The following is a 21,609-nucleotide window of genomic DNA, read 5'->3' as shown; positions in this document are numbered from 1 at the left end:
TCCCAAAATGATTACGCTGATTTTTCCATCAAAGAAATCCGGAAAGCAAGGTGGCGGTGCCGAGGAAGGAGAAGAAGCCCATGACGTCGGTGACGGTGGTGAGGATGATCGACGACGCGGTGGCGGGGTCCTGTCCGACGCGCACCAGCACGATGGGCACCAGTGCGCCCGCCATACCGGCGATGACCATCGAAATGATCATGGAGATGCCGATCACTCCCGTCAATCCCGCCGACTGGCTCCACAGAAACACGCCGAGGCAGGTGGTGGCGCACACGCCGACGCCGTTCATGAATCCGGCCTGCGATTCCTTCCACACCACGCGCACCCAGTGGCGGGTGGTGATCTCGCGGATGGCGAGGCCGCGCATGGTGACGGCCAGGGCCTGCGCGCCGGTGTTGCCGCTCTGCCCCGCCACCACCGGCAGCAGAACGGCGAGCGCGGTGAAGCGTGCGATCATGTCCTCGAACAAACCGACCACCGCCGCCGCGAGAAACGCGGTGACGAGATTGATCTGCAACCACGGCTGGCGTTTGCGCACAGCGAACGTCGCTTTCGACAGCGCGCGTTCGTCGCGGCTCGCGCCCACCATCGCCTGCACGTCGGAGGTCGCGTCCTCTTCCACCGCGCGCACCAGGGTGTCCTGCCAGATGACGCCGATCAACTCGCCGTGCAGGCCGACCACCGGGATGCTTTGGAAACGGTGCTTGTCAAACAGGGCAACGATCTCTTCCTGCGGCGTGAGCGGCTCGACGAAAATCGAAACGGGTCCTTTGATCTCGTCGAGCGACTGGTCCGGCCGCGCCGCCACCAGGGTTTGCAGGCTGACGCGTCCGCTCAATCCGCGCGAATCGTTCTGCACGAACAGCACCGGCTTCACGCGGTAGCCGGGCTGGCGCAAGCGTTTCAATGTTTGCTCAACGGTGAGTGTGCCCGCGTACGGTTCGACGCGCGGGTCCATCAAATTTCCCGCGGTGTCTTCCGGATACTGCATCAACGCCGTCAGTTCTTTTTTGACCGCGGGGGACACGCGGTCCAGATACGCGTCCGCCTGTCCGGCATCGAGCTGGTGCAGGATGGCGACCATCGCCTTGGGATCGGTGAATTCGATCACTTCCTTAACCCGGTCTTCACCCAGGTGCGGCAGGATGGCGGCGGCGGACGATGGCGATAGTTGTTCGAACACCGGGGTCAGTTGCGCCGGGGGCATTTTATTGAGCAGAGCCGCCGCCGACTCCGGATCCAGTTCCTCCAATCGCCGTGCCGCGGCGAGAGGATGCTGTTGCAGGAAACGGCGGTTGAGCGCTTCGGCCACGGTGTTGGCATCACCGTTCATGTTCGTTTTCCTTCGTGGCAGGCGGTTTGGGCGGTTCGAGAAACGGCAGGGACACCATGCCGCGCACCCACGCGGTGGCGGCGAGAAGAAACAACGGCACCAGGCTTTCGAACAAGGACGTGTCCTCCACAATCACCTGCCCCGTATCCAGCGCTTCACGCACCTGCGCCTCTTTCAGCACGCCTTCGAGTTGATGGTCCACATTGAGGACCGGCAGGGCATGGGCATGGTGCCAGGCGGGGAATGTCCGCACGGTGGTGAGCGGCGCCTGCACCAGCACCGGCTCCACCCGCGGGTCGAGCAGTTCCGTCACCTGCCGGTTCGGCGACTCCTGCAACAGTCTTGCAATTTCCACCGCACCGACATAACGGCCGTTTCTCTGCATCACGAAAAAGTGTTGTCTCTCGTTGGGCCCGGCGCGTCGGAGCTGGTCGAGCGCATCCTGCACCGTCGCCTGTTCGGACACCACCGGCAGGGGCTCCTCCATCCAGTGCCCCACCGTGTCCGGGCGAAAGGTGATCTGGCGGGACAACACCTTTTGTTTCTTTTTCGGCAACGCTTCAAGCAGGCGCTTGCGGGAGTCCGCATCGCTCAATCGCAGGACATGACACGCGCGGAACGAGGAAAGAAGATCAAGCCGCTCCGCCGCTTGTTCCGGCGTCCAGTGCGCGACGCATTGCTCCAAGTACCAGGGAAGCATCTGCTCCATCACCCACGCCGCCTCCTCCGGCTCCATGGACGCCAGGTAGGCGGCGGAGTCCCGCGAGTCCATGCCTTCCAGAACGCGCGCCGCCTCTACGGGGTACTCCGCCAGGTAACTCCGGGTGAATGCAAGCGTGTCATTCATTTTCTTTTTGACCGATCAATTGCTCCATCGGTTCTTCCTCGAACAGGCTGGCGGGGAGGATCAGGCGTCCCTCCTTGGTGGCCAGCACCACGGACGTCGGGGTGAATTCCAGAATCACGCCCTCGCGTTTGCCCCAGCGCACGCGCTGGCCCACCTGGTACTGCTTGTGCACGAAATGCGCGCCGATGAGGTTGCTGACGAAGGTGCGCCCGCCCAGACCGAACGCCAGGGCGAGACTGCCAAGGAACGCGGCCGCGCCGATGGCGATGAGAGTGGACAGAAACGAAACCTCGATGCCGATCTGGTCGAGCCCGATCACCAGCGCGGTGATCAGCGTCGCGCCCTGCGCCAGCGTGCCCAGCAGGCTGGCCTGCGGAATGCCCGCCGTGTCCGCGGTGGTGATGGTGAGGTCGCGTACCAGAACGCTCAGCAATACACCGGCAATGAGGATGATGCCGCCGGCAAGAAACGTCGGCAGGTAGGTGACGACTTGGTTGAGCCACTGCGCTACTGCATGCAGGCCAAGGATATCGGTGGCGAACTTGACGAAAAACAGGATCACCGCCCAGAACACGATTTTGCCGAACAGGTCGAGCGCGGGATGCGTTACCTGCAGGTGCGGAGCGGTGCTGCGTTTGATCGGCGTGCGGCTGAGTACCCGGTCGAGGGCGACCACGGTTTTCACGAAACCCACCTGCGCCAGGCCGGCGACCAGCCAGCCTACCGCAAGAAGCGCGGCGGCGCCAAACAGACTCGGTAAATAACCAATGAGATTTTCCAGCGCGGGAAGACTTGCCGTTTTGATCTCTTGAAACCAGGAGGAGAGGAGTTCCATGCAGGTCACCTCATCGTGTTCCAGGAAAATAGAATCGAAGCAACGCCAGGAAGCGCAGACACGCCGTTTCTGGCCCTATATTGTAACTCACTTAAAAGGGATTGAAAGGTAAAAGCAGAAAGCGTGTGCGACGCTTTAAGGAAAGAAGTTTGCGACGCGCGCCTTGCGGACCAGGGAAGGGACTGGAGGGGCAACCTGTGGTAAAATTCACCATAAAAAAGACGGCTCCCTGAGCCACGTCACCATCAACAATTCATCCAACCGCGAATATTGGACAGTGCGGCGCTCAAGACCATTCGCAACGCGGCCCCGTTTCCGCACATTCCTGAGATTTTGAACGAAGACAAAATGGTTCTGGAAATCCCCATTTCATTCATCCTGAACAAATAAGATCATGACCCGACCGATTCATTCCATCGCTTTGACTGCATTTGCGGTGCTTGCTCTCCCCACCGCTTCCGCATTCGCGGAGGTCCACGAAATCGATTCCGACTTCGATGGCAAGGTGGATCAGTGGCAACACCTGTCCGCAAGTGGCAAGCCGGAAAAAGTGGAGTTCGACAAAAGCGGCGACGGCAAGGCGGACCAGGTGGAGTATTACGATGGAAAGGGAAACCGCATCCGCGTGGAGTTCGATCGCAACCACGACGGCAGGATGGACCAGTTCCAGCACTACTCTGCTTCCGGCAAGATTGAGAAAATGGAGCTGGACTCCACCCACTCCGGAAAAATCGACTGGACCGAAACGTACAACAGCCAGGGCAAGCTGGCGAAAGCCGTAAGAGATGAAAACGAGGATGGCAAACCCGACCAGTGGCAGTTCTTCAACGCGTCGGAACAACTGGAGCGCATCGAGTACGACACCAATCACGATGGGCAGGTGGACCGCTGGGATCGGCTGAACAGCTCCGGGAAAATCGCCGAGTCGTCGTTCGACACCAACGGCAACGGCAAACCCGATCAGTGGCAGTCCTTCAACAGCTTCGAGATGATGGAGAAGGTGGGGTTCGACACCAACGGCAACGGCAAGGCCGACCAGTGGCAGATTTACGGACCGGACGCCAAAGTGGTGCGCGTGGAGATCGACCGCAACCACGACGGCAAGCCGGACCAGGTGATCAATAAATAGCCCGCCCCCACCACCTCGCGTTCACACCAGACAACTTCCACTCACAAAAAAAGCCCGTTTGCAGCGGGCCATCGGCTTTTCGGTTTTAATCGGAGCGAACGCACGTGGGCGCGGAATCATTATGATGGAGGACGCGCTCCCTCCCTGCCACTCACCCGCCACTGCCGTAAGGCCGGGTGAGGATTTCCAGCAGGTGGCCGGAAGGTTCTTCAAAATAAACGCCGCGTCCGCCATCGCGGTGATTGATCTCGCCCTGCTTCGTCTGCTGGGGGTCGGCCCAGTGAGGCAGGCCGCGTTCCTTGATGCGGCCGAAAATCTGGTCGAACTCCTTCTCGCTTACCAGAAACGCATAATGCTGGGTGTCGATGGCCTCGGTGATTTGCAGAAAATCCAGGCTGACATTGTTGCTGGTTTTTATAATGAGAAAATGGTCGAATTTTTCGGGAGCGGGCAGGCCCAGAATTTCCGCCACAAAGTGGGCGGACTTCTTTTTGTCCGCAACGTAGATGATGGTGTGGTTCAGCTCAACGCCCATGAGGTTTCCCATGCCGGGGGGATGCCGGGATCCCGACGCCCTGTGCAGACAGGTGAAAAGGTCATCCTGCTTTCTTTCCGTCATGATAAACAACCCGGCGGGCCGATTCAACGGTTTCAGGAAACGCCGGGTCGGGATCGGCCGGAACGGAGTGCCTCCACGCCACAACGCCAGTTGCAGAACCACGGCAATTGCCGCCCGGAAACAACCTCGTCTGGCACCGGAATTCACCCCCCCCACCCGGCTTGCTCCACTCAAAATTTCAAGGCCGCCCTCTTATTTTTTAATCGGAAATTCCAGCTGGCGTATAATTAAGAGACCCCAGCAATGGCCGGCAACGTCTGCGACGACGCAGAGGAGTGTGCGGAAGGACCCTTCCCGGAGCTTGAAATCAAATTGAATCTCATTGATTTTTCAAAAATAATCAAATATTCAGCCATTCTGACGCCATCCACAAATCTTTCCAGGGGCAAACGGCATCCAAAAAAATCGATGTTGAGATGTGTCGCCCGCGGCCCACGACGGCTTGCCTCAAGCCAAGGCCGCGCAACTTTATAAGAACTGAACCAACAATCTGGTCCCGGCTGGAAAGAATGTCTTTTCAGGGCGGCTTTGAATGAGCTTCCAGGTTACAGGGCCAATCCCGGCCACGTACCAGTTTTAAAGGAATGAATTTTTCAACTCTATGATTACACCATTGATCGATGGTTCCAATACGATGTCTTCCGTGGAAAACGGTTCCTTTTTTCCGGCGCGGCCCGGCTACTCCAGCGCCTGCTCGGAAAACATGCCTTCCAACCTGAAGTTGGCTTACGGGTTTTATCCGGGAATCACCGCCCACATTGAAGAACTGGAAAGCCTGCTGGCGATGGACGACGAACCCCTGCTCTCAGCCATTCGGAAACAGCAGGTCATGAGCTTCATTGCCCGCCACTACAATGACCGCGACCGCAGGACGACCCCCATCAAGCCGCAGGAAGTGCAGGATCTGGTCCGTCAGGCGGAGGGCAACTGGGAGGTTTTTTATCAAAGCCATGCGCTGGCCGACCCACAAAAACGGAGCGCTTACTGCGAACGCCTGAGGTTCGGTGTGATGACCGAAAAGCGGGCGCTCTCCACATGGGCCGCGGAAGTGAACCCGTACCCGCCCGCGGAGTACGTGGTCGTCGCCAACCGGGGCGAGGTGGCGTGCCGTATTCTTGAGGCCGCGCATGCCCTCAACAAGAAAGTCATTCTCCTGCACGATGGAAACGATCTGCCCTACGACGGATTACTGCGTGAGGGCGATTTCCTCTATTACGTCCCCTGTTTCAAGGACACCAGCCGAAGGGGCAACATCCGGTACGACATCGTCGGCATGCACGCCCTAGCCCAGGCCCTGGAAAACGATAAAATCGACCTGCATACGGTCGCGGTGCATCCCGGCTGGGGGTTCAACGCGGAAGATCCGGAATGGGTGGCGGAAGTGGAACGGCTGGGGTTCCGCGTGGTGGGACCGCATTCGCAGATCATCCGGTACCTGGGCAACAAGACCAATGCCGTGGCGTTCGCCCGCGCCGCCGGGCTGGACACCCCCATCAGCTCCGGCAAGATCGTCGGACGAAAAGGCCTGCCCACCGGCGCCGATCCCGAGACGGAATGGAACGGGGTGGAGATTCTCGTCCGGCAGTTCTTCCACCAGTGCGGCGAGCAGGGCATTTCTCTGCTGATCCTGAAAGACGCGCTGGGCGGAGGCGGTGCGGGGCAGAAACTGCTCACCCGCCCCACCGTGACGGAACTGGTCGAGGCCGTGCGGCAGTACTGGCAAACATACATTGAGTTCAGCGTGGACCAGTTCCTCGCCACCACGCGTCATGTCGAGTTCCAGGTGGTGTCCGATGTCATGGGCAACGTCCGGTTCGGCGAACCCAGGGACTGCACCCTGCAACGGGCACGCCAGAAATACAACGAAGAGACCACCGGGTTTCCCCCGGCGCTTGCAACGGCCATGCAGGAAAAAATCCGCAACTTCCTCGTGCGGGTTCACCAGAAGCTCGGCTGGCATTACACCGGCGCCGCCACGTTCGAGTTTCTTTACGATCCGGAAAGCGAACGGTTTTACTTCATGGAAGTGAACACCCGGTTGCAGGTTGAAAACTGCGTGTCCGCCTGCGTGGACGGCATCGACTACTTCCGCACGCAACTCGATATTGCCGACCGCAAAATTCTTTTGAGCCAGGAGGAATTGGATCGGCGCAGGCATGAAGACCGCGCTCATGCCATTCAGGCGCGCATCTGCCTCGAGCGCATTCTCGGTGAAGACGAACGGACGGCGCTTTCCAGATCGCTCAAGCATGAAGTCGAATGCATTCCCGTTGGCGGCCCCGGCGTATTCCTCACCCGCCTGGACGTTCCGGCGCAGCAGGGGGTTTACTTGTTCGGCGACGACCGCCTGCTCTGGCAGATTCGCCGGCAGGGCCAGGCGCCCATCCCGATGGGGTACGACTCCATGGCGATGAAAATTGTGGCGACCGGCAAAACGGCGGAGGAAGCGCGCTGGAAACTGCACGAGGCCATCAGCCAACTGGTCGTCGAAGGACCGGGCATCCATTCCAACAGGGACCTGATCCTGCTGACGCTGGAGCACGCCCATCGCGGAGAGGCGCGCGAACTGGCGCGGAGAAAAATTGCCGACGATGCCCTGGCGATCCTCCGCGCGCAAAAGGAATGGGAAACACTGGCGGCGAGGGGCACCATCCGCCGGCACGAGTTCCAGATCCTAACCCTTCGCGAAGGCGCGTTGACGGCGGAGCAGTGGGCCTTCCTGGAAACCGTTCTCGACGGGTACAATTTGAAAACGTTTTACCCAAACCGGTTCAAGATTTCCTGTCTCTGGATTGGGATGCTGAATCCCTTGTGGAGAAAACTGAACCGGTACGGCATCTCATTCGTGCATCCCACCATAGAAGTGATCATTCACGAGCGGCTGGTTTCGTTTCTCTCCTCCTTGCTGCGGTGCATGACGGGTCTTGACCCGCAGGAGATCGTGCTCCGGAAAAAAAGCGCCGGCCTGTTGCCGCGGGACCTCGTTTCTTTTTCCGGATGGGATCAGGCGAAACTAAGAAGTTATTTCCGGCAAGCCACGCTCAGCGGACTTTGATTCCCGCTCACGCCCCGTTACAGTCCGCCGACCGTTGGGATTCACGGACACAATGAGGAAAGAAAATGAAACGTGGCGCGTCGATGCGGCCGCCTCCCCAACGGACCCGCACTCGAAAAATAAAAAGCCCGCTATACACGGGCTTATGGACCTGCTCGGATTTCATCGGACTTGAATTTGGTGGGCGGGGACTCCTGAAAGAACTATACACCCAATTTTTTAAGATAGTTTACCCAGATCGGACCTTGAACCCCGCCCCCCAGAGTTGTCCTCGCTCAACGTTTTCACTTCTACCATTCAGATTTTTTATCAAAGCTCCCTCTTCCAGGATGGCATCTCTTTAGGAAAACGATTCACTTGCCCCCATCACAAATTCCCACTTCGTCAACCTGCCGAGACTGTGGAATATTTTATTATGGACACCGGCTGCTTCCCCATTTTTTCCCGCAACAGTGTCTCCAGAAGGCGGGACTGATGGTAAAGTTTCAGATGGGTTTTGATACGCGCCTGAACAATGGAAATGTTGATAGGCTTGGTGATGTAATCCATGGCCCCGACTTCGAACCCTCTCGCCACCTCCTCAATCCCATGCAACGCTGACAGGAAAATAACCGGAATGTTTTTTGAAACAGGGTGTGCCTTAAGGTACTTACACACTTCATACCCGTTCATTTCCGGCATGCAAATGTCCAGCAAAATCAGATCCGGGGGCTTGTGCGACTGGGCCAGCCGGAGCCCCTGTATCCCGTCCAGGGCGACCTGAATTTCGTAGTCATTCTTCAATACTTCGACCATGAGCTTCAAATAATCCAGCGAATCATCAATCAAAAGTATTGTGGGTCGGGTGGTTTCTGAATGAGTCATGATGCTTTTCTTTCTCAAGAGGGGGTATTGAGCTGGTTTCGGCCTCCGATTCAACCTCTATTGGCCCCAGCCGTTCTTTTCCTATGAGATAAATTCTATATCTTAACTGAGACACGGACAATCGTCTGGCTTGCTATTGATTTTTAGAATAAACGAGGAACAACCTAGTAGTCTTAAGGGGGTAAATAGCGCTTATACTAGGCTGGGAATTCACGAAAAAAGAGGGGGGACTTCACTTGATCTAATCTACGGGAATTCAACAATCTTGAGGTTCTACCTGGTGGGTTCCAACCTTCTCCGGTTGGCAAAATCCATCAAACCCTCGCTGCGTAACCAAAAACCGGGTGAACGACTCAAAAAAAGTTGAATGGGGGCTTCCAACCAAACCTTAGGGTCCGGTTATTTTACTCAACCGGGACGGCTATTGAAATTCTGTATTAATTAAATGATTCCATTTTTCAGGGCGTACTGGATGATGTCCGCATTATTTTTCATTCCCATTTTTGCCAGGATGTTTCCGCGGTGCGTGCTGACGGTGGTGATCCCCAGCGCCAGCTCATCGGCGATTTCTTTTAATTTCTTTCCGGCCGCGATCTGGCAAAAAACCTGGAACTCACGATCCGTCAAGGTCTCATGAGGGAGCTTATCCGAACTGCTGTCCAGATTGAAAGCCAGTTTTTCCGCCAGGCTGGGACTGATGTATTTGCCCCCGGCGGAGACCTTCCGCAGGGCATCCACCAGCAACTCCGGCGCGCTGGACTTGGTCAGGTACCCGGAAGCGCCGGCGCGCAAAAAGCGGAGTGCATAGTGATCTTCCGAATAAATGCTCAAAATTATGATGGGCAGTTCGGGAGTCTGGATTTTTAACTGAACCAGGGTTTCCCAACCGCTCTTTTCCGGCATGTCTATGTCCATCACCACCACATCGGCTTTGACATTTTTTACCAATTCCAAAACTTCATTTCCGTTTTCCGCTTCTCCGCACACGACCATATCTTCCGTTTTGGACAAAACCTGAATCAGTCCCTTCCTGACGATGCCATGGTCGTCTGCAATGAGAACATGGATTTTTCCGCGAACAACACTATTCATAATTATTTACCGGGATGGTCACATGCACAATGGTTCCTTTCCCCACTTCTCCGCTGATAACAGCCTCCCCTCCCCAATGGAGGGCGCGTTCCTGGATGCCGATCAACCCAAATGATTTTGGATCCGCCATCTGACTTTTTGTGATGCCCGCCCCATTGTCTTCAACTCTCAGCACCAGCTGGTTGTCTTCGTTGAATAAATGGACCTGAATCTTAGTTGCTTCGGCGTGCCGGGCGACATTGGTCAGTGTTTCCTGAAAAATCCGGTAAATGGTCGTGGCGCAGTCCTTGTTCAAATCGGTCAGGTTGTTCTCAATAATCATCTCACAGTAAATCCCGGTCCGCTTTTGAAATTCGGTGGCCTGCCATTCAATAGCCTCATTGATGCCGAAAATATCCAGTATCTGGGGCCTGAGTTCTGTGGTGATGCGTTGTACCGTTTCTATAGTTCTATCGACCAGGAGGGACATTTCCTTAATTTTGTCCTTGATAGGCCTCTGGTCCGGTGGAAGGTCGCTGTTGACATTCGTGAGGTCGATTTTCAACGCGGTCAGGGTCTGCCCCAGTTCGTCATGGACTTCCCTTGCGATGCGTTTGCGTTCGTCCTCCAGCAGATTTTGCGCATGAGAATACAACTTCCGAATCTGCTCACGGGAAACCTTGAGAGCCTCTTCATTATTTTTGCGCTCGGTAATGTCCCTGAACGTTCCAACAATCCGGGTGGGATTTCCTTCCTTATCCCTGGCAACGATTTTACCCCGCACCAACGTCCAAAGGTGGTATCCGGACTTCGTGATCAATCGGCTCTCGTACTCATATAGAGGCGTCTTCCCCTCCGTATGAGCACGGGTCGCATGGACAGCCAGCTCCATGTCATCCGGATGAAGAAGGCTGCGGAAAGATTCAATGCTGGTTTCGAATCCGTCCGGTTCATAGCCCAGCATGGTGTAACACCCCGGGCTGAAGAATACCTTTCCGGTGGTGACGTCCCAGTCCCACACACCATCTGTAATGGCCTCCAATGCCAGCTTGAGCCGTTCCTCACTGTCCCGCAACGCCTCCTCGGATCGCTGACGCTCCAACATCTCATTCATCAATTGCCGGTTGGTGGCGGAGAGCGCGGATTCCCGCTTTTCAATCTGGGACACCATTTCGTTAAAGCCATTGAACAGAATGCCCAGCTCATCCTGGTTCTGGTGCTTGACCCTCAAGGAGTAATCGGGCTCTTGTGAAATTTTCCTGGTTGTGTTCGCCAGGGAAAGGATGGGTTTGGAAATGATGCTTTGAAGCTTGAATGCGATGGCCACCGATACCAGGATGGTGACGAAAAGAATGCTCCCAATCAGATAAATGTAGTTGGACAGGACTTCTTCATATTCCTTCAGGTGAGCCTTCAGGTAAATCCGGCCTATGATTTTCCCGTTCAGCTCAATGGACCGGATCAGCTCCAGGCTGTTGTTATAGGAAGCCTGCCCTTCCTGGTTGACCGGAAAAACGGGGGGCACGATGTTGACGGTTTCATCGCGCCGGTACGTCACAAAGGAATTGCCATCCGCATCGTAAAGAACCGCGAAAAGGATTTGAGGATCCACTTTAAGAGAAGAGAGGATGTTTTCCGCGGTGTTAGGATCTTCGAAATAAACCGCGGCACGGCTGTTGGCGCCAACCGTCTTCGCCAGAATGTCCAGGTTCCGCACCAGGCTCTTTCGGAACAGGTTCAGATCGTTATAGAGGAAAATCGCACTGCACAGGGCAAAGGTGATCAAAGTCATAGTCAGCAGGATAATGATCAGCTTGCTTTTTATGGAAAGATCACCAAAGTTTTTCATGGCCCGTCACTCATCAACCAAAATGGCTAAGTTTAGCAGTTCCGAACTAATTCGGATATCCCTGTCTTCCACGGCCCTCCGATTGATTTTAAACCGGATCCTGTTATTTAAAATCACAAAATTGATTCCCACACCGCGCTGAGAATATCCTGGCGTGTCACCGACAAACAGGATGGGCCTGCCCTTTGTGCGATGAAGTACCTCTTCCAAATTCTCATTCTCCGATTCACCAATATAAGCCAAATGGCAGGAGTCCAGATCGGAGCCCGACGAAAAGTTTTTGACAATCAGCTTGTTCCGGAAGACACCCTCCTGCTGAGCCCGCTGAAACAGGTTACCGAAAGGGTTGCTGCCCACGATACACAGGACAAACTGGGGCTCGCTGTTATGAATCATTTTTTCTTCCGGCCATTTTATGAATTCAAAGATTTTCAAAATGATACTGGTTTTCAGGACATATTCACGCGGGACGGATTCCTCACTGTAGGCGTATGGCGTTTTCTGGGAAAGCACCGCCATAATGGCCAGGAAATAACAGATAAATAGTTTAAAAAGGTCGCGCCTTAGCATTCAGTAAGTGTCAGTCAAAATTATATGTGACTTTAAAGTAGAAGCTTCTCTGGGTTTCAGTGGAGGCTTCCAGCAATTCGGTCAGTTCAGAATGAGCATTGTCCTGAAGGTTTTGGGCCACTAGGGACAGATCTAGAGAATCCACAGGCTTCCATCCCAAGCGCAAATCGACCCGCGTGTAAGCTGGTATTTTCCGGCTTGAATTCCTGGATATGTAATAAAGGAAAGAATCGAACTCCAAATTGTGAGGGAGGTTCAGGTAGGAGCGGATGTTAAAAATGTGTTCGGGTTCGCCTTCCGCGTCCAGGTCCCCTTCGCTGTTGAAGGAACCCGGGTTGAACACGTTTGACAGTATGGGCTTGAGGTCAATTTGGGTGAATGTGTAACTTCCCGCAATACGCCAGTTGGTGAGAGGCTGCCATTGTGCGGCCAGCTCAAAACCATAAACCTCCCCCTTCAGGGAATTATCGCTTTTGAAGGGAAGAACCAGGTGCGGCGGCGGTGGGCCGGCCTCAAAAAAAACCGATCCGGTGGTGAACTCGATTAGATTGTCGTAATCGAAATAATAAGCCGTGGCATCAAAATTCAATTCCTTTCGAGGCTTGAAACGATACCCCACCTCATAAGCGAGTAACTCTTCAGCATCCAGGTTGTCCTGGTTCCGCTCCCGAAGCAGTAAAGGGGGCGCCCCCGGAATCAATGCGCGATTGACGGTGGCCGTGGCCTCCGTGACCGTCGGGATCCGCACGGCGCGGGAAACGGCGGACCACAAGGTATGCCGGGAATTCGGAGTCCATACGGTGCGAATGCTGGGTTGAAATTCAAAACCGGAAAACTCGTTGTGCTCGATCTTGATGCCGGCAATCAAATTCCAGGTGTCGGGAATAAGGGAAATTTCATCATGAATGAAAAAGCCGAAGAGGTTGGTATCCCGTTCAGGGAGGTCGAGAATGGCGGTGCGGTCGAAATCGAATCGCGTGTAACGGTAGTTGAGCCCCCACGAAATATTGTGTTTCTTGTTCCAGAACTCGGTTAAAAAATCATACTGGAACTCGAAGTCCGCCTGCTCGACCAGGTTGTCAAACGGAACGCCATCGGCCTTTCTCAACAACCGGTCGTAATAAGCCTGCACCTTGAAGGCCGAAGCATTTTCCAGTGACCGGTCCCAGCGCGTCAGGAAGTTATAACCTCGTTGCGTGGTGGTTCCCTGAAAGGGAGCGTTTCCCTGAGACAAAGACACAAACCGGCTGTTGAAATCCAACCCGGCATCCAGGCTGTAATGGTCTCCTTGAAAAGTCAGGTGATTTTCCGGGTTCACCTGCCAGTCCGAACGAAACCCACCCTGATACATTTGTTTGTCATCGATACCGTTGTTTCCATCCGGCCTCAGCCCTTCGTCACGGTCCCGGTATCTTGCATAAAACCGGTAATTCAGCCCCTCCTCCAACTCACCCGCATAGCGCATGGAGCCGAACCCTTTTTCTTCCGTACCGGCCCCCCCAGACACCAAAAGCCCGTCGGTTTCGTGAGCGGACTTGGTTATGATATTGATCACCCCCGCGACGGCATTGGACCCCCACAGGGCTGCGCCCGGTCCGCGGATGACTTCAATGCGGTCGATATCCTCCAGCATCGTATCCTGACCAATCCAAAATACACCGGCCGCTGACGGGCTATATAAAGTGCGGCCGTCCATAAGAACCAGCAGTTTGTCCGAACCCAGTCTGCGGTTGAAACCACGGATGGAAATAGCGTACCGGTTCTGATTGATCTTTGAAACCTGAACACCCGGAACGATGCGCAATGCTTCCATGATGTTCACCGCACCGGTTCTCCTTATGTCCTCCTGCGTGACGACATAAATCGCCGACGCGGTCTCGTGAAGTTTTTGAGGACGCTTGCTTACGGAGGTCACCACCACCTCCGTTTGCATCAGTTGCTGGAGGTCCATTTGGAAAAATTGCTTTTCTTCTTCCGTCAAGGTTCCGCTTTGCTGGGTGAAAACGGAATGGTTTTCCTGGGGATAGGCGGGGTCAATGGGTATATGAAAAACGGAAAACCAGACCAGGAGCAAAACAAAAATCTTGGACTTTGCTAACTTGGCTGTAAGGAAGGGGCCGAAAGGATACCTGATTGAGGGTGCTAGTGAAGCCATACCGTTTTTTTCTCCATTTCGGACAAGCTTTTTTATCCTGGCGGTACAGGATTTTAACACAAAAATGAATGACTTAGCCTTTAAAAACAATAACTTATAGTAGCTATACTATCAAAATATAGTAGTTTCGAGGATTGAATATTAGTACCCTAGGCATTACGTTTGGGGCGCAAATTGTGATTTGTTAGGACTTTTCGTTGACCGGATTCCTAGTCTTCAAAAAGTTCTAAAACACGATTCAAAGTGGATTATTCCAACCGAACCCATTACAAACCTACCAAGGGGGACACCATGACCCACAAGAATCTCCAGGACGCTTTGGCCAAAATCTCCAGTGATGCCGATTATTGCGAAACCATTGTTATCGACCCGGAACGCCTGAAAAAGGACTTCGGGTTGGAATCTGAGGACTTGGATTTCTTGAAGACCGGCGGAGTTCCCGGCATGAAGGATGGCGCGATCCGTCCCGTAGCTATTTGTTGCACCTGCTACGCAGCACCTTCGGATCCGTCTCGGAACTGATCGTTCCGAGTTTTCACAATTGGCATCTCAGCCCAACCGGGGGCTCTGCATTTTCTTCATATTCGCTTCCGGATTCAATGTAACTATCCTTAAAATCCTCTACTTCATGGGTGTTCTATGAAGGGAGTCCAATACACGCCGTCGGATTATCTCGCCGTTACTCTCCCGAGCCGGCCTTGTTTGGCTCCTTGGGCCACATTGTTGGAACTTGAAGACGGCCGTCTTCAGTTTTGTGGAGCAGAATTCGATTACGCTCTACGGAACGATCTATTGATCGAAGCGTTCCACACCATCCAGCCTCTGCTGGATGGAAACCACAATGTCGATGAGATCGCCAATGCCGGGGGCAACGAAATTCTGCCCACCACGATCGTCTTTCTTCTCAAAATCCTGAGGGCGCATGGCTTGTTACAGCAAAGCCTTGCGCCCTCTTTGGATTCGGCTCCCTCCGGGGCATTTCATCAAGGAAACGGCGAAATCCAATTCTTTTCCCATTTTGTATCCGATGCTCCTGGTTCCCTGGACAAATTGCAACAATCCCGGGTAGGAGTGGTTGGAGCCAAATCCCTGAAGGACTCGGTCGAAACCTCCCTGTTTTCCGTCGGAATTGAACAAGTCATTAAAATCGGAATTTCCTCTGCAAATCCTGAATCAAAAACCCTGCAATCCAGGGCGCTGATGAATTTCCTGAAAGGCGTGGATTTTCTCATCGCCTGCCAGGACGCACCGGCATATTCTTTTTTCGAAATCGTCAATGCCGCCTGTCTGGAAGCGAAAAAGCCCTGGTTGCATCTCGCCATCGAGGGCACGAAAGCATTGCTGGGACCGACGTTCATCCCGCACCAGTCGGCCTGTTATGTGTGTTTTGACAAACGCCTCGCTTCCAACGTGCCGGACCTGGAAACACACGCCGCTTACCAAAAGCAATTGGCCGCCCAGCCGCATTCCAGCAACGAAGGCGTGTTCCAACCCCTGTGGTCTGTCCTCGCCGCTCAGGCTGCCATGGAAGTGAGCCGCAACCTTTCCGGATATGCACCGCCTGTCACGATCGGACGGTTTTATGAAATGCCGTCCACCTCGCCTGTGGCGGTGGGGCACGATGTCCTCAGGCTTCCCCGTTGCCCCGCCTGCAACCCAAAACGTCCCCGGCACGAGGCGTGGGACAGCACTTCACCCGTGAAGAACAATGGAAACCACTGAGACCATGCTGGAGGCCCGGCACGCACCGGCCGGCACCACCACGCCGTCTTTACAGGATAGCTTGAAACGCGCCCGCCGGCTGGTCAGCGACCGTACCGGCATTATTCAGAAGGTCGAGTTTGAGGAGCTGGTGTGTGGCGAGCCCAATGTGTTTTTCGCACGCAGTCATCCCGCAAACCTCAAACCCATCTGCGGCCAGGAAGCGTTGAACAACGGCGACGCCGCCTCCACCGATCCCGACCGCGCCATCATGAAAGCCGTGGGCGAAAGCATCGAGCGTTATTGCAGTGCCCAATACGATGAAGACGACCTCCTTCTCTCCACATACTATGAGTTGGACAGCCCGGCGGTGCCCCCCCAGGCCTTTGCCCTGTTCAGTGAAAAGCAATACGCGTCACCGAATTTCCCCTTCACCGCTCCCGGGACCAAAACCCCTCTATGCTGGGCCCAGGGATACTCGTTGACCCATGAAAGGCCGACCTACGTCCCCGCCGCCTTCGTGTATGTGCCCTATTATTACAGGGCTCCGCACGAACCGCCCGTGCAGGATTCCATCTCCACCGGTCTGGCCTGTGGACCCAGCCTCGCCGCCAGCGTGTACAAGGCCATTTGCGAGGTGATTGAACGGGACGCGTTCATGATCGTCTGGCAAAACCGCCTGCCCCGTCCGCGCATCGATCTGGCAACCGTCCACGACCCCTTCGTCCATCAATTATTGCAGGCCTTGGACGGCATTCCCGTTACCTGCGAAGCATTTGTCCTGACGCTGGATATTCCGGTGCCGGTCATCGCGGTCATGTTGCAAAGCACCGAGGGGCACATTCCCCATACCGTCATGGGACTCGGCACCTGCCTGAATCCCAACAAAGCTTTGTCGCTGGCCCTGGAAGAGGCGTTGCTGACGTACATCGGGATGAGCCGGTATGCGCGGAACAACCCGGATTTTCAACCCGACCCGGACTACAGCAATGTGGACAAGCCAACCCTGCACGCCCTGGCTCATGCCCTGCGCCCGGAGCTTCGAACCGCCATGGATTTTCTGATGACGTGGCCGGACAAGATCCCGATCCAGAACCTGACCAACCACTTTCAGCCTGATATGTCCGCGAACGTGCAGTTTCTTACAAACCAACTGAAAAAATACAACCTCGAGACCGTGGTGCTGGACTTGACCACATCGGATATTGATGAAGCCGGGTTTAAAGTGGCGCGGGCGGTGGTGCCCGGCATGCAGCCCCTGGATTTGAATCATGCCCGCCAGCATCTCGGTGGCCGCCGATTGTACGAGGTGCCCCATCGACTGGGATTGGTCGGACGGCCGAGAACCGAGGACGAATTGAATCCTTACCCACACCCTTTCCCCTGAATTGTGGAGGCATAGCGCATCATGGCCGATATGCTCAAACCCGTCATTGCCCTCGGACCTCGAAAAGACCCGGAGAAGGTCTCCCTCTCCGAGCTGTATCACGAGAACACGAAACTCCACCCGGATCTGCTGGCGGGGATGATTCCCAGTTCCTTTTCACGTACGGAACTGGTCGCCATGACGCACGGCTACAAACAGTATTCGCATGCCAAAAAAGTGAAGCTGATACCGAAGGAAGAATTGAGCACAAACGACCGGCCGTTTGACGAGACGATCACCACACGCCGCTCCATCCGCAATTTCGGGAGAGCGCCGCTGAGTTTCTGGGAGCTTTCCAAAATCCTGCACCAGAGCTACGGCATCACCGGGGAGATGCCCATCCCCGGCGGCGGTGTGCAGACGTTGCGATCCGCCCCCTCCGGCGGCGGCCTTTATCCCGCGGAAATCTATCTGGCGGTGAGGAAGGTGGAATCCATCGAGCCCGGCATTTATCATTACAACGTGCCCCGGCACGAACTCGAACTGTTGATCCCCGGCGACCCCACCGACTCCGTTTACGAAGCCTGCTGCAATCAGGAGCACGTGCGCCGGGCGGGTGTGGTGGTGTTGATCTCCGGCGTGTTCCAGCGCACCAAACGCAAATACGGTGAGAGGGGTTACCGCTACGTCCTGCTGGACGTCGGGCATCTGGGCCAGAACATTTATCTTTCCTGCCACAACCTGGGGCTCGCGGTCATGACCACCTGCGGCTTTTTCGATGACATCGCCAACGATCTGCTCCGCCTGGACGGCGTCGACGAAACCATGCTCTACGTCGCCTTCCTCGGCAAACGCAAATAATCCAACCAGCCCTCACCCCATCCCACCGGGGGATCCCGGCGTCGGCTTCGAAGCCATAAAAAAAGCCCGCTTTTACACGGGCTTATGGACCTACTCGGATTTTATCGGACTTGAAATTGGTGGAGGCTTGGCGAAAAAGTTCGAACCAGGCTTGGGCGAATCCCCATGCACTGCGAGCCGCCCATCGAACCTGAAAAACGGAACCAGTGTCACACGGGTGGGCGGGGACTCCTGAACAAATCCCATAAATAATTATGCTTAAATTCTTTGAGTAATTAAAAATTTCTGACCTGCCCCCAAACTACTTAAAGAAATACTAATTATATCGGTAGGTCAAAATAGAAGGTGCTACCCATTTCTTTTTCACTTTCCACTCCCATTTCCCCGCCATGAAGATTTATGATTTTTTTTGATATGGCAAGCCCTAGGCCAGTCGCTTTCTCCCCTCCCGTTGGCTTGGCGCTCAGCGTCTGGAACTCCTCAAACGCCAGGGCCATTTCCTCTTTATCCAGACCGGGCCCTTCGTCCTCCACCGAAAACCTCCATCGGTTTCCGTTTTTCCGCGTCGAAACAATCACCCGGGCACCCGGAGGGGAAAACTTGATGGCATTGCCGACCAGGTTGTCAACAACCTGGATCATGGAGCATTTATCAACGGCCACATCAGGCAATTCGTCGGGAAAAAACTCAAGGCGGATTTGCTTTTTATCAGCAAGTTGCTGGCTCATCTCCACCTGGGACTGAACCAGCAAATTGAAATTTGCTGGTTTCTTATCCAGATGAAACTGACCGCTTTCAATTTTCGAAATATCCAGCAGATTGCTCAGTAGATCCCGCATGTATTCTCCCGAATAGATGATTTTGTCGATGATTTTTTCCTGCCGGTCGTTCAACTTTCCCAAAGACCCTTCGGCTAAAATACTGCAATAAGTCAAAATCAAGTAAATGGGATTTCGCAAATCGTGAGAGGCGATTCCAAGGAACCGGTTTTTCATAAAATTGAACATTCTTAACTGCTTGTTCTGCTTTTGGATTTCCTTTTCATATTGACGGTGCTTGATGGCGTTTCCTATAAGCGCCGCAATGGAACGAAGCACATCCCGGCTACCTTCGTAGCACGGAGGAGATTCCGGAGTGTAAAGAAACAGAACGCCCATCGTTTCATTGCGGCATTTGAGCGGGACGATGTAGGAACCGTATTGGTTTTCCTTCCCAAAAGGACCGGGCTGCTGTGGATAAAACATGCACCAGTCCCGCACCACCATTTCTCCAGATGTGAAACACCGTCCATAGGGAATGTTGTAAAAGGGAATCTCCTTCAAGTTTTTAAGAAAGCCGGCGGGGAATTTCCCTATCCTGACCGCGAGGCGCAACACCTGCTTCTCCTGGTCGGCGAGAAAAATCCCCGCCTTGTTTTCAACATGGAGCTCCTTGCTTCGACTGATTGCCCCCAGCGCTTCCCGCAACATGGCTTCCATGCTGTTCGAGTTCTGAAGCGCCTGCGCCACTTCATGCAGAATCTTGTATTCTTCTTCGCGCAACTGGGCCTGTCGGATGGCGTTCTTGCTTTCCGTGATGTCTCGAATGATCCCGGTGAACACGACCCGGCCGTTCTGACGCGAGGGCACGATGGAAATTTCGACAGGAAGCTCACCACCGTTGCGATGCAGTGCGCTCAATTCCAAATGCTGATTCAACACACGGGCTTTACCCGTATGCATGAAACGCCGCAAACCCTCGGTGTGGGCGGCACGGTATTTTTCCGGAATGAGGACCTCGGAAAGTTTTTTGCCAACCACCTCTTCGGCTTTCCAACCGAATGTGGACTCCGCGCTCAGGTTCCAACCCAAAATCGCTCCCTCGGTATCAATCGACACAATCGCATCGAACGAGTGATCCAGCAGGGCCTGATGCATATCTTTAAGATCCAGTTGACATTCTTTTTCGTCGATGGGAACCATGGCCATCCCCCTTCCTCCCGCTTGCTCGAAGGAAGCGTCATCACCTTTTTTATGGGTCCATTCTAGATTTGGACCCAAGCCGGGTAAATAGCCTGAAAAAGTCATTTTTGCGGAGACGGAAGAAAAACGGTCCGACGGTGTTTCCCTGATGACGGGTTTATCCTGAAGGGGCAAATCAATGAGGATCTTTGAGTGCTGTCAAAAATGGTAGGCAAGCGTGATCTGGCCAAAATCTTCATCGCGCAGAAATATGAAGGGATCGTCGTCCGGTTGATCCATGATGCCGCGCAATTCCACGGTCAGGCGCCAGTGTTCGTCCAGCCGGGAGCTGGCCTCGATGAAAAACGCCTTGCTGGGGTCTTCCAGATCCTGAATGAAAGCGAACAAGACTTGCGTTCCGTTGATATCGTTCCAACCCCAGCGAAAGCCAAACGTGAGGTCATTCTGAAACAGCGTGGTGGCGCGGGACTGGCGCTCGTCGTACGACCACTCCGTGAGCACACCGATGTCCATGCCCGTGCCAAACACGCCGGAGAAGGTGTATTCGTAGCCAAACGTGGTGGCATAAAAATCCTCCGGACGCATGTCCCAGCGCTGGATCACTTCCAGCTTCCAGATCCAGTTCGCATAGATGTAAAGCAGGTCCAAACCCACCTGATGAATCTGCTCGTAAAAGGGAACGAGAACGGGGGAGCCCGATGGCGACACGCCGAGATCAAACGTGGGCTCCCGGCCGGTACCGGAAAACGCGGACAGGCCGATGTCCCACTTGCCGATGTTCTGGAAATAACGGACGGCGAAATCGGTGTGCCATTCTTTGGCGGAGCTTTCGTAACGGGGGTTGTCGATATCGACGAGGAGCGGTGGCCGCAGGCGGCCCCCGCCGCCGGGGAAGGTGCGCTCGCGGAAATACGGCAACACGAAAAAATCCACAATGCCCCAGTCGGTGACCAGGGCGACGTTCACCATGGGCTGGCCCAGCTTGTCCTCCCCGTCGAGGCCTTCCAGAAAATCCGTCTGGTTGACGATGTCCACGAGGTGCACCGTCTCCGTAACGCCCCAGAACACCTTGCGCACGCCCACCCGTGCGCTCCAGAAACTGCCTGAAAAAATGAAATCGAGCTCGCGTAGATCGAAATGCGTGCGCTCGGAGTCGGCATGATCGTAGCGGTAAAACGGGATGAGGTAGAACTGCGTGCCGCTTTCAAACTCGTGAAAGAGTTCCGGGTTGAGGGCGACGGATACGGTGTGGTCTTTTTGTCCAGGAAAACTGGCCGAAGTGAAAAACGGGCGGGCTTCACCTTCCACAAAACCGCGCAGGTCCCAGGCATGAGACGGATCATTCCACATCAGGGCAAAAAAAATTCCGACCGTCCATCGACAAAGGTGC

Annotated in this window: 17 protein-coding genes; 6 read left to right on the top strand and 11 right to left on the bottom strand. The window is 54.8% G+C overall.

Annotated elements, in window-relative coordinates; genetic code table 11:
* Positions 1–28: 28 nt before the first annotated feature.
* The 3 genes from mgtE to J2S31_RS01905 are packed head-to-tail and all read right to left on the bottom strand — an operon-like array spanning position 29 to position 3,018.
* Positions 29–1,336: a magnesium transporter gene (gene mgtE / locus J2S31_RS01915; protein WP_237097357.1), complete on the bottom strand. Its 1,308-nt coding sequence runs from the start codon at positions 1,334–1,336 to the stop codon at positions 29–31.
* A complete protein-coding gene (locus J2S31_RS01910) occupies positions 1,326–2,183 on the bottom strand; it encodes a magnesium transporter MgtE N-terminal domain-containing protein (RefSeq protein ID WP_237097356.1) in 858 nt (285 codons plus the stop codon). The genes mgtE and J2S31_RS01910 overlap by 11 nt, the downstream gene beginning before the upstream one ends.
* Positions 2,176–3,018 carry a mechanosensitive ion channel family protein gene (locus tag J2S31_RS01905; RefSeq protein ID WP_237097355.1) on the bottom strand — a complete coding sequence of 281 codons (843 nt, stop codon included), beginning with the start codon at positions 3,016–3,018 and terminating at the stop codon, positions 2,176–2,178. The genes J2S31_RS01910 and J2S31_RS01905 overlap by 8 nt, the downstream gene beginning before the upstream one ends.
* 394 nt (positions 3,019–3,412) lie before the next feature.
* Here J2S31_RS01905 and J2S31_RS01900 point away from each other — a divergent pair, with 394 nt between their 5' ends.
* The gene (locus J2S31_RS01900; protein ID WP_237097354.1) at positions 3,413–4,147 is read left to right on the top strand and encodes a PepSY domain-containing protein; all 735 of its coding nucleotides are present in this window, start codon (positions 3,413–3,415) and stop codon (positions 4,145–4,147) included.
* A 151-nt stretch (positions 4,148–4,298) separates the two neighbouring features.
* Here J2S31_RS01900 and J2S31_RS01895 read toward each other — a convergent pair whose 3' ends face one another.
* Positions 4,299–4,682 carry a VOC family protein gene (locus tag J2S31_RS01895; protein WP_237097353.1) on the bottom strand — a complete coding sequence of 128 codons (384 nt, stop codon included), beginning with the start codon at positions 4,680–4,682 and terminating at the stop codon, positions 4,299–4,301.
* Positions 4,683–5,367: 685 nt separating this feature from the next.
* Here J2S31_RS01895 and J2S31_RS01890 point away from each other — a divergent pair.
* Positions 5,368–7,821, top strand: coding sequence for an ATP-binding protein (locus J2S31_RS01890; RefSeq protein WP_237097352.1), 2,454 nt, complete (start codon positions 5,368–5,370; stop codon positions 7,819–7,821).
* A 384-nt stretch (positions 7,822–8,205) separates the two neighbouring features.
* On the opposite strand, the gene J2S31_RS01885 is transcribed toward J2S31_RS01890, so the two are convergent.
* The 5 genes from J2S31_RS01885 to J2S31_RS01865 form a co-directional block, all read right to left on the bottom strand.
* Positions 8,206–8,685 carry a response regulator gene (locus tag J2S31_RS01885; protein WP_237097351.1) on the bottom strand — a complete coding sequence of 160 codons (480 nt, stop codon included), beginning with the start codon at positions 8,683–8,685 and terminating at the stop codon, positions 8,206–8,208.
* A 441-nt stretch (positions 8,686–9,126) separates the two neighbouring features.
* Positions 9,127–9,777 (bottom strand): response regulator, encoded by a 651-nt coding sequence (locus J2S31_RS01880; RefSeq protein WP_237097350.1) that lies wholly within the window; start codon positions 9,775–9,777, stop codon positions 9,127–9,129.
* Positions 9,770–11,605, bottom strand: a complete 1,836-nt coding sequence (locus J2S31_RS01875) for a PAS domain-containing protein (RefSeq protein ID WP_237097349.1) — start codon at positions 11,603–11,605, stop codon at positions 9,770–9,772. The genes J2S31_RS01880 and J2S31_RS01875 overlap by 8 nt, the downstream gene beginning before the upstream one ends.
* Positions 11,606–11,611: 6 nt before the next feature.
* Positions 11,612–12,175, bottom strand: coding sequence for a YfiR family protein (locus J2S31_RS01870; protein ID WP_237097348.1), 564 nt, complete (start codon positions 12,173–12,175; stop codon positions 11,612–11,614).
* A gap of 10 nt (positions 12,176–12,185) precedes the next feature.
* A complete protein-coding gene (locus J2S31_RS01865) occupies positions 12,186–14,330 on the bottom strand; it encodes a TonB-dependent receptor plug domain-containing protein (protein ID WP_237097347.1) in 2,145 nt (714 codons plus the stop codon).
* Between the two features lie 291 nt (positions 14,331–14,621).
* Here J2S31_RS01865 and J2S31_RS01860 point away from each other — a divergent pair, with 291 nt between their 5' ends.
* The 4 genes from J2S31_RS01860 to J2S31_RS01845 all read left to right on the top strand — a co-directional run bounded on the left by J2S31_RS01860 (position 14,622) and on the right by J2S31_RS01845 (position 18,258).
* Complete coding sequence (locus tag J2S31_RS01860) at positions 14,622–14,852, top strand: hypothetical protein (RefSeq protein ID WP_237097346.1); 231 nt, start codon at positions 14,622–14,624, stop codon at positions 14,850–14,852.
* A gap of 117 nt (positions 14,853–14,969) precedes the next feature.
* Complete coding sequence (locus tag J2S31_RS01855) at positions 14,970–16,052, top strand: TOMM precursor leader peptide-binding protein (RefSeq protein WP_237097345.1); 1,083 nt, start codon at positions 14,970–14,972, stop codon at positions 16,050–16,052.
* Positions 16,039–17,418, top strand: coding sequence for a YcaO-like family protein (locus J2S31_RS01850; RefSeq protein ID WP_237097344.1), 1,380 nt, complete (start codon positions 16,039–16,041; stop codon positions 17,416–17,418). The genes J2S31_RS01855 and J2S31_RS01850 overlap by 14 nt, the downstream gene beginning before the upstream one ends.
* A 21-nt stretch (positions 17,419–17,439) precedes the next feature.
* Positions 17,440–18,258, top strand: a complete 819-nt coding sequence (locus J2S31_RS01845; RefSeq protein WP_237097343.1) for a SagB/ThcOx family dehydrogenase — start codon at positions 17,440–17,442, stop codon at positions 18,256–18,258.
* Positions 18,259–18,578: 320 nt separating this feature from the next.
* Here the strand turns inward: J2S31_RS01845 and J2S31_RS01840 are convergent, their stop codons facing one another.
* Positions 18,579–20,219, bottom strand: a complete 1,641-nt coding sequence (locus J2S31_RS01840; RefSeq protein ID WP_237097342.1) for a sensor histidine kinase — start codon at positions 20,217–20,219, stop codon at positions 18,579–18,581.
* A gap of 198 nt (positions 20,220–20,417) precedes the next feature.
* Positions 20,418–21,569: a hypothetical protein gene (locus tag J2S31_RS01835; protein ID WP_237097341.1), complete on the bottom strand. Its 1,152-nt coding sequence runs from the start codon at positions 21,567–21,569 to the stop codon at positions 20,418–20,420.
* Positions 21,570–21,609: the final 40 nt, after the last annotated feature.

Origin of the sequence: Nitrospina gracilis Nb-211 (genome assembly GCF_021845525.1) — a bacterium.
GTDB lineage: Bacteria > Nitrospinota > Nitrospinia > Nitrospinales > Nitrospinaceae > Nitrospina > Nitrospina gracilis_A.
This window is presented reverse-complemented; position numbering and strand designations above follow the sequence as displayed.

Coding starts and splice junctions, on each gene's coding strand:
- mgtE (WP_237097357.1), bottom strand. CDS start 1,336: ATGAACGGTGATGCCAACACCGTGGCCGAAGCGCTCAACCGCCGTTTC.
- J2S31_RS01910 (WP_237097356.1), bottom strand. CDS start 2,183: ATGAATGACACGCTTGCATTCACCCGGAGTTACCTGGCGGAGTACCCC.
- J2S31_RS01905 (WP_237097355.1), bottom strand. CDS start 3,018: ATGGAACTCCTCTCCTCCTGGTTTCAAGAGATCAAAACGGCAAGTCTT.
- J2S31_RS01900 (WP_237097354.1), top strand. CDS start 3,413: ATGACCCGACCGATTCATTCCATCGCTTTGACTGCATTTGCGGTGCTT.
- J2S31_RS01895 (WP_237097353.1), bottom strand. CDS start 4,682: ATGGGCGTTGAGCTGAACCACACCATCATCTACGTTGCGGACAAAAAG.
- J2S31_RS01890 (WP_237097352.1), top strand. CDS start 5,368: ATGATTACACCATTGATCGATGGTTCCAATACGATGTCTTCCGTGGAA.
- J2S31_RS01885 (WP_237097351.1), bottom strand. CDS start 8,685: ATGACTCATTCAGAAACCACCCGACCCACAATACTTTTGATTGATGAT.
- J2S31_RS01880 (WP_237097350.1), bottom strand. CDS start 9,777: ATGAATAGTGTTGTTCGCGGAAAAATCCATGTTCTCATTGCAGACGAC.
- J2S31_RS01875 (WP_237097349.1), bottom strand. CDS start 11,605: ATGAAAAACTTTGGTGATCTTTCCATAAAAAGCAAGCTGATCATTATC.
- J2S31_RS01870 (WP_237097348.1), bottom strand. CDS start 12,175: ATGCTAAGGCGCGACCTTTTTAAACTATTTATCTGTTATTTCCTGGCC.
- J2S31_RS01865 (WP_237097347.1), bottom strand. CDS start 14,330: ATGGCTTCACTAGCACCCTCAATCAGGTATCCTTTCGGCCCCTTCCTT.
- J2S31_RS01860 (WP_237097346.1), top strand. CDS start 14,622: ATGACCCACAAGAATCTCCAGGACGCTTTGGCCAAAATCTCCAGTGAT.
- J2S31_RS01855 (WP_237097345.1), top strand. CDS start 14,970: ATGAAGGGAGTCCAATACACGCCGTCGGATTATCTCGCCGTTACTCTC.
- J2S31_RS01850 (WP_237097344.1), top strand. CDS start 16,039: ATGGAAACCACTGAGACCATGCTGGAGGCCCGGCACGCACCGGCCGGC.
- J2S31_RS01845 (WP_237097343.1), top strand. CDS start 17,440: ATGGCCGATATGCTCAAACCCGTCATTGCCCTCGGACCTCGAAAAGAC.
- J2S31_RS01840 (WP_237097342.1), bottom strand. CDS start 20,219: ATGGTTCCCATCGACGAAAAAGAATGTCAACTGGATCTTAAAGATATG.
- J2S31_RS01835 (WP_237097341.1), bottom strand. CDS start 21,569: ATGTGGAATGATCCGTCTCATGCCTGGGACCTGCGCGGTTTTGTGGAA.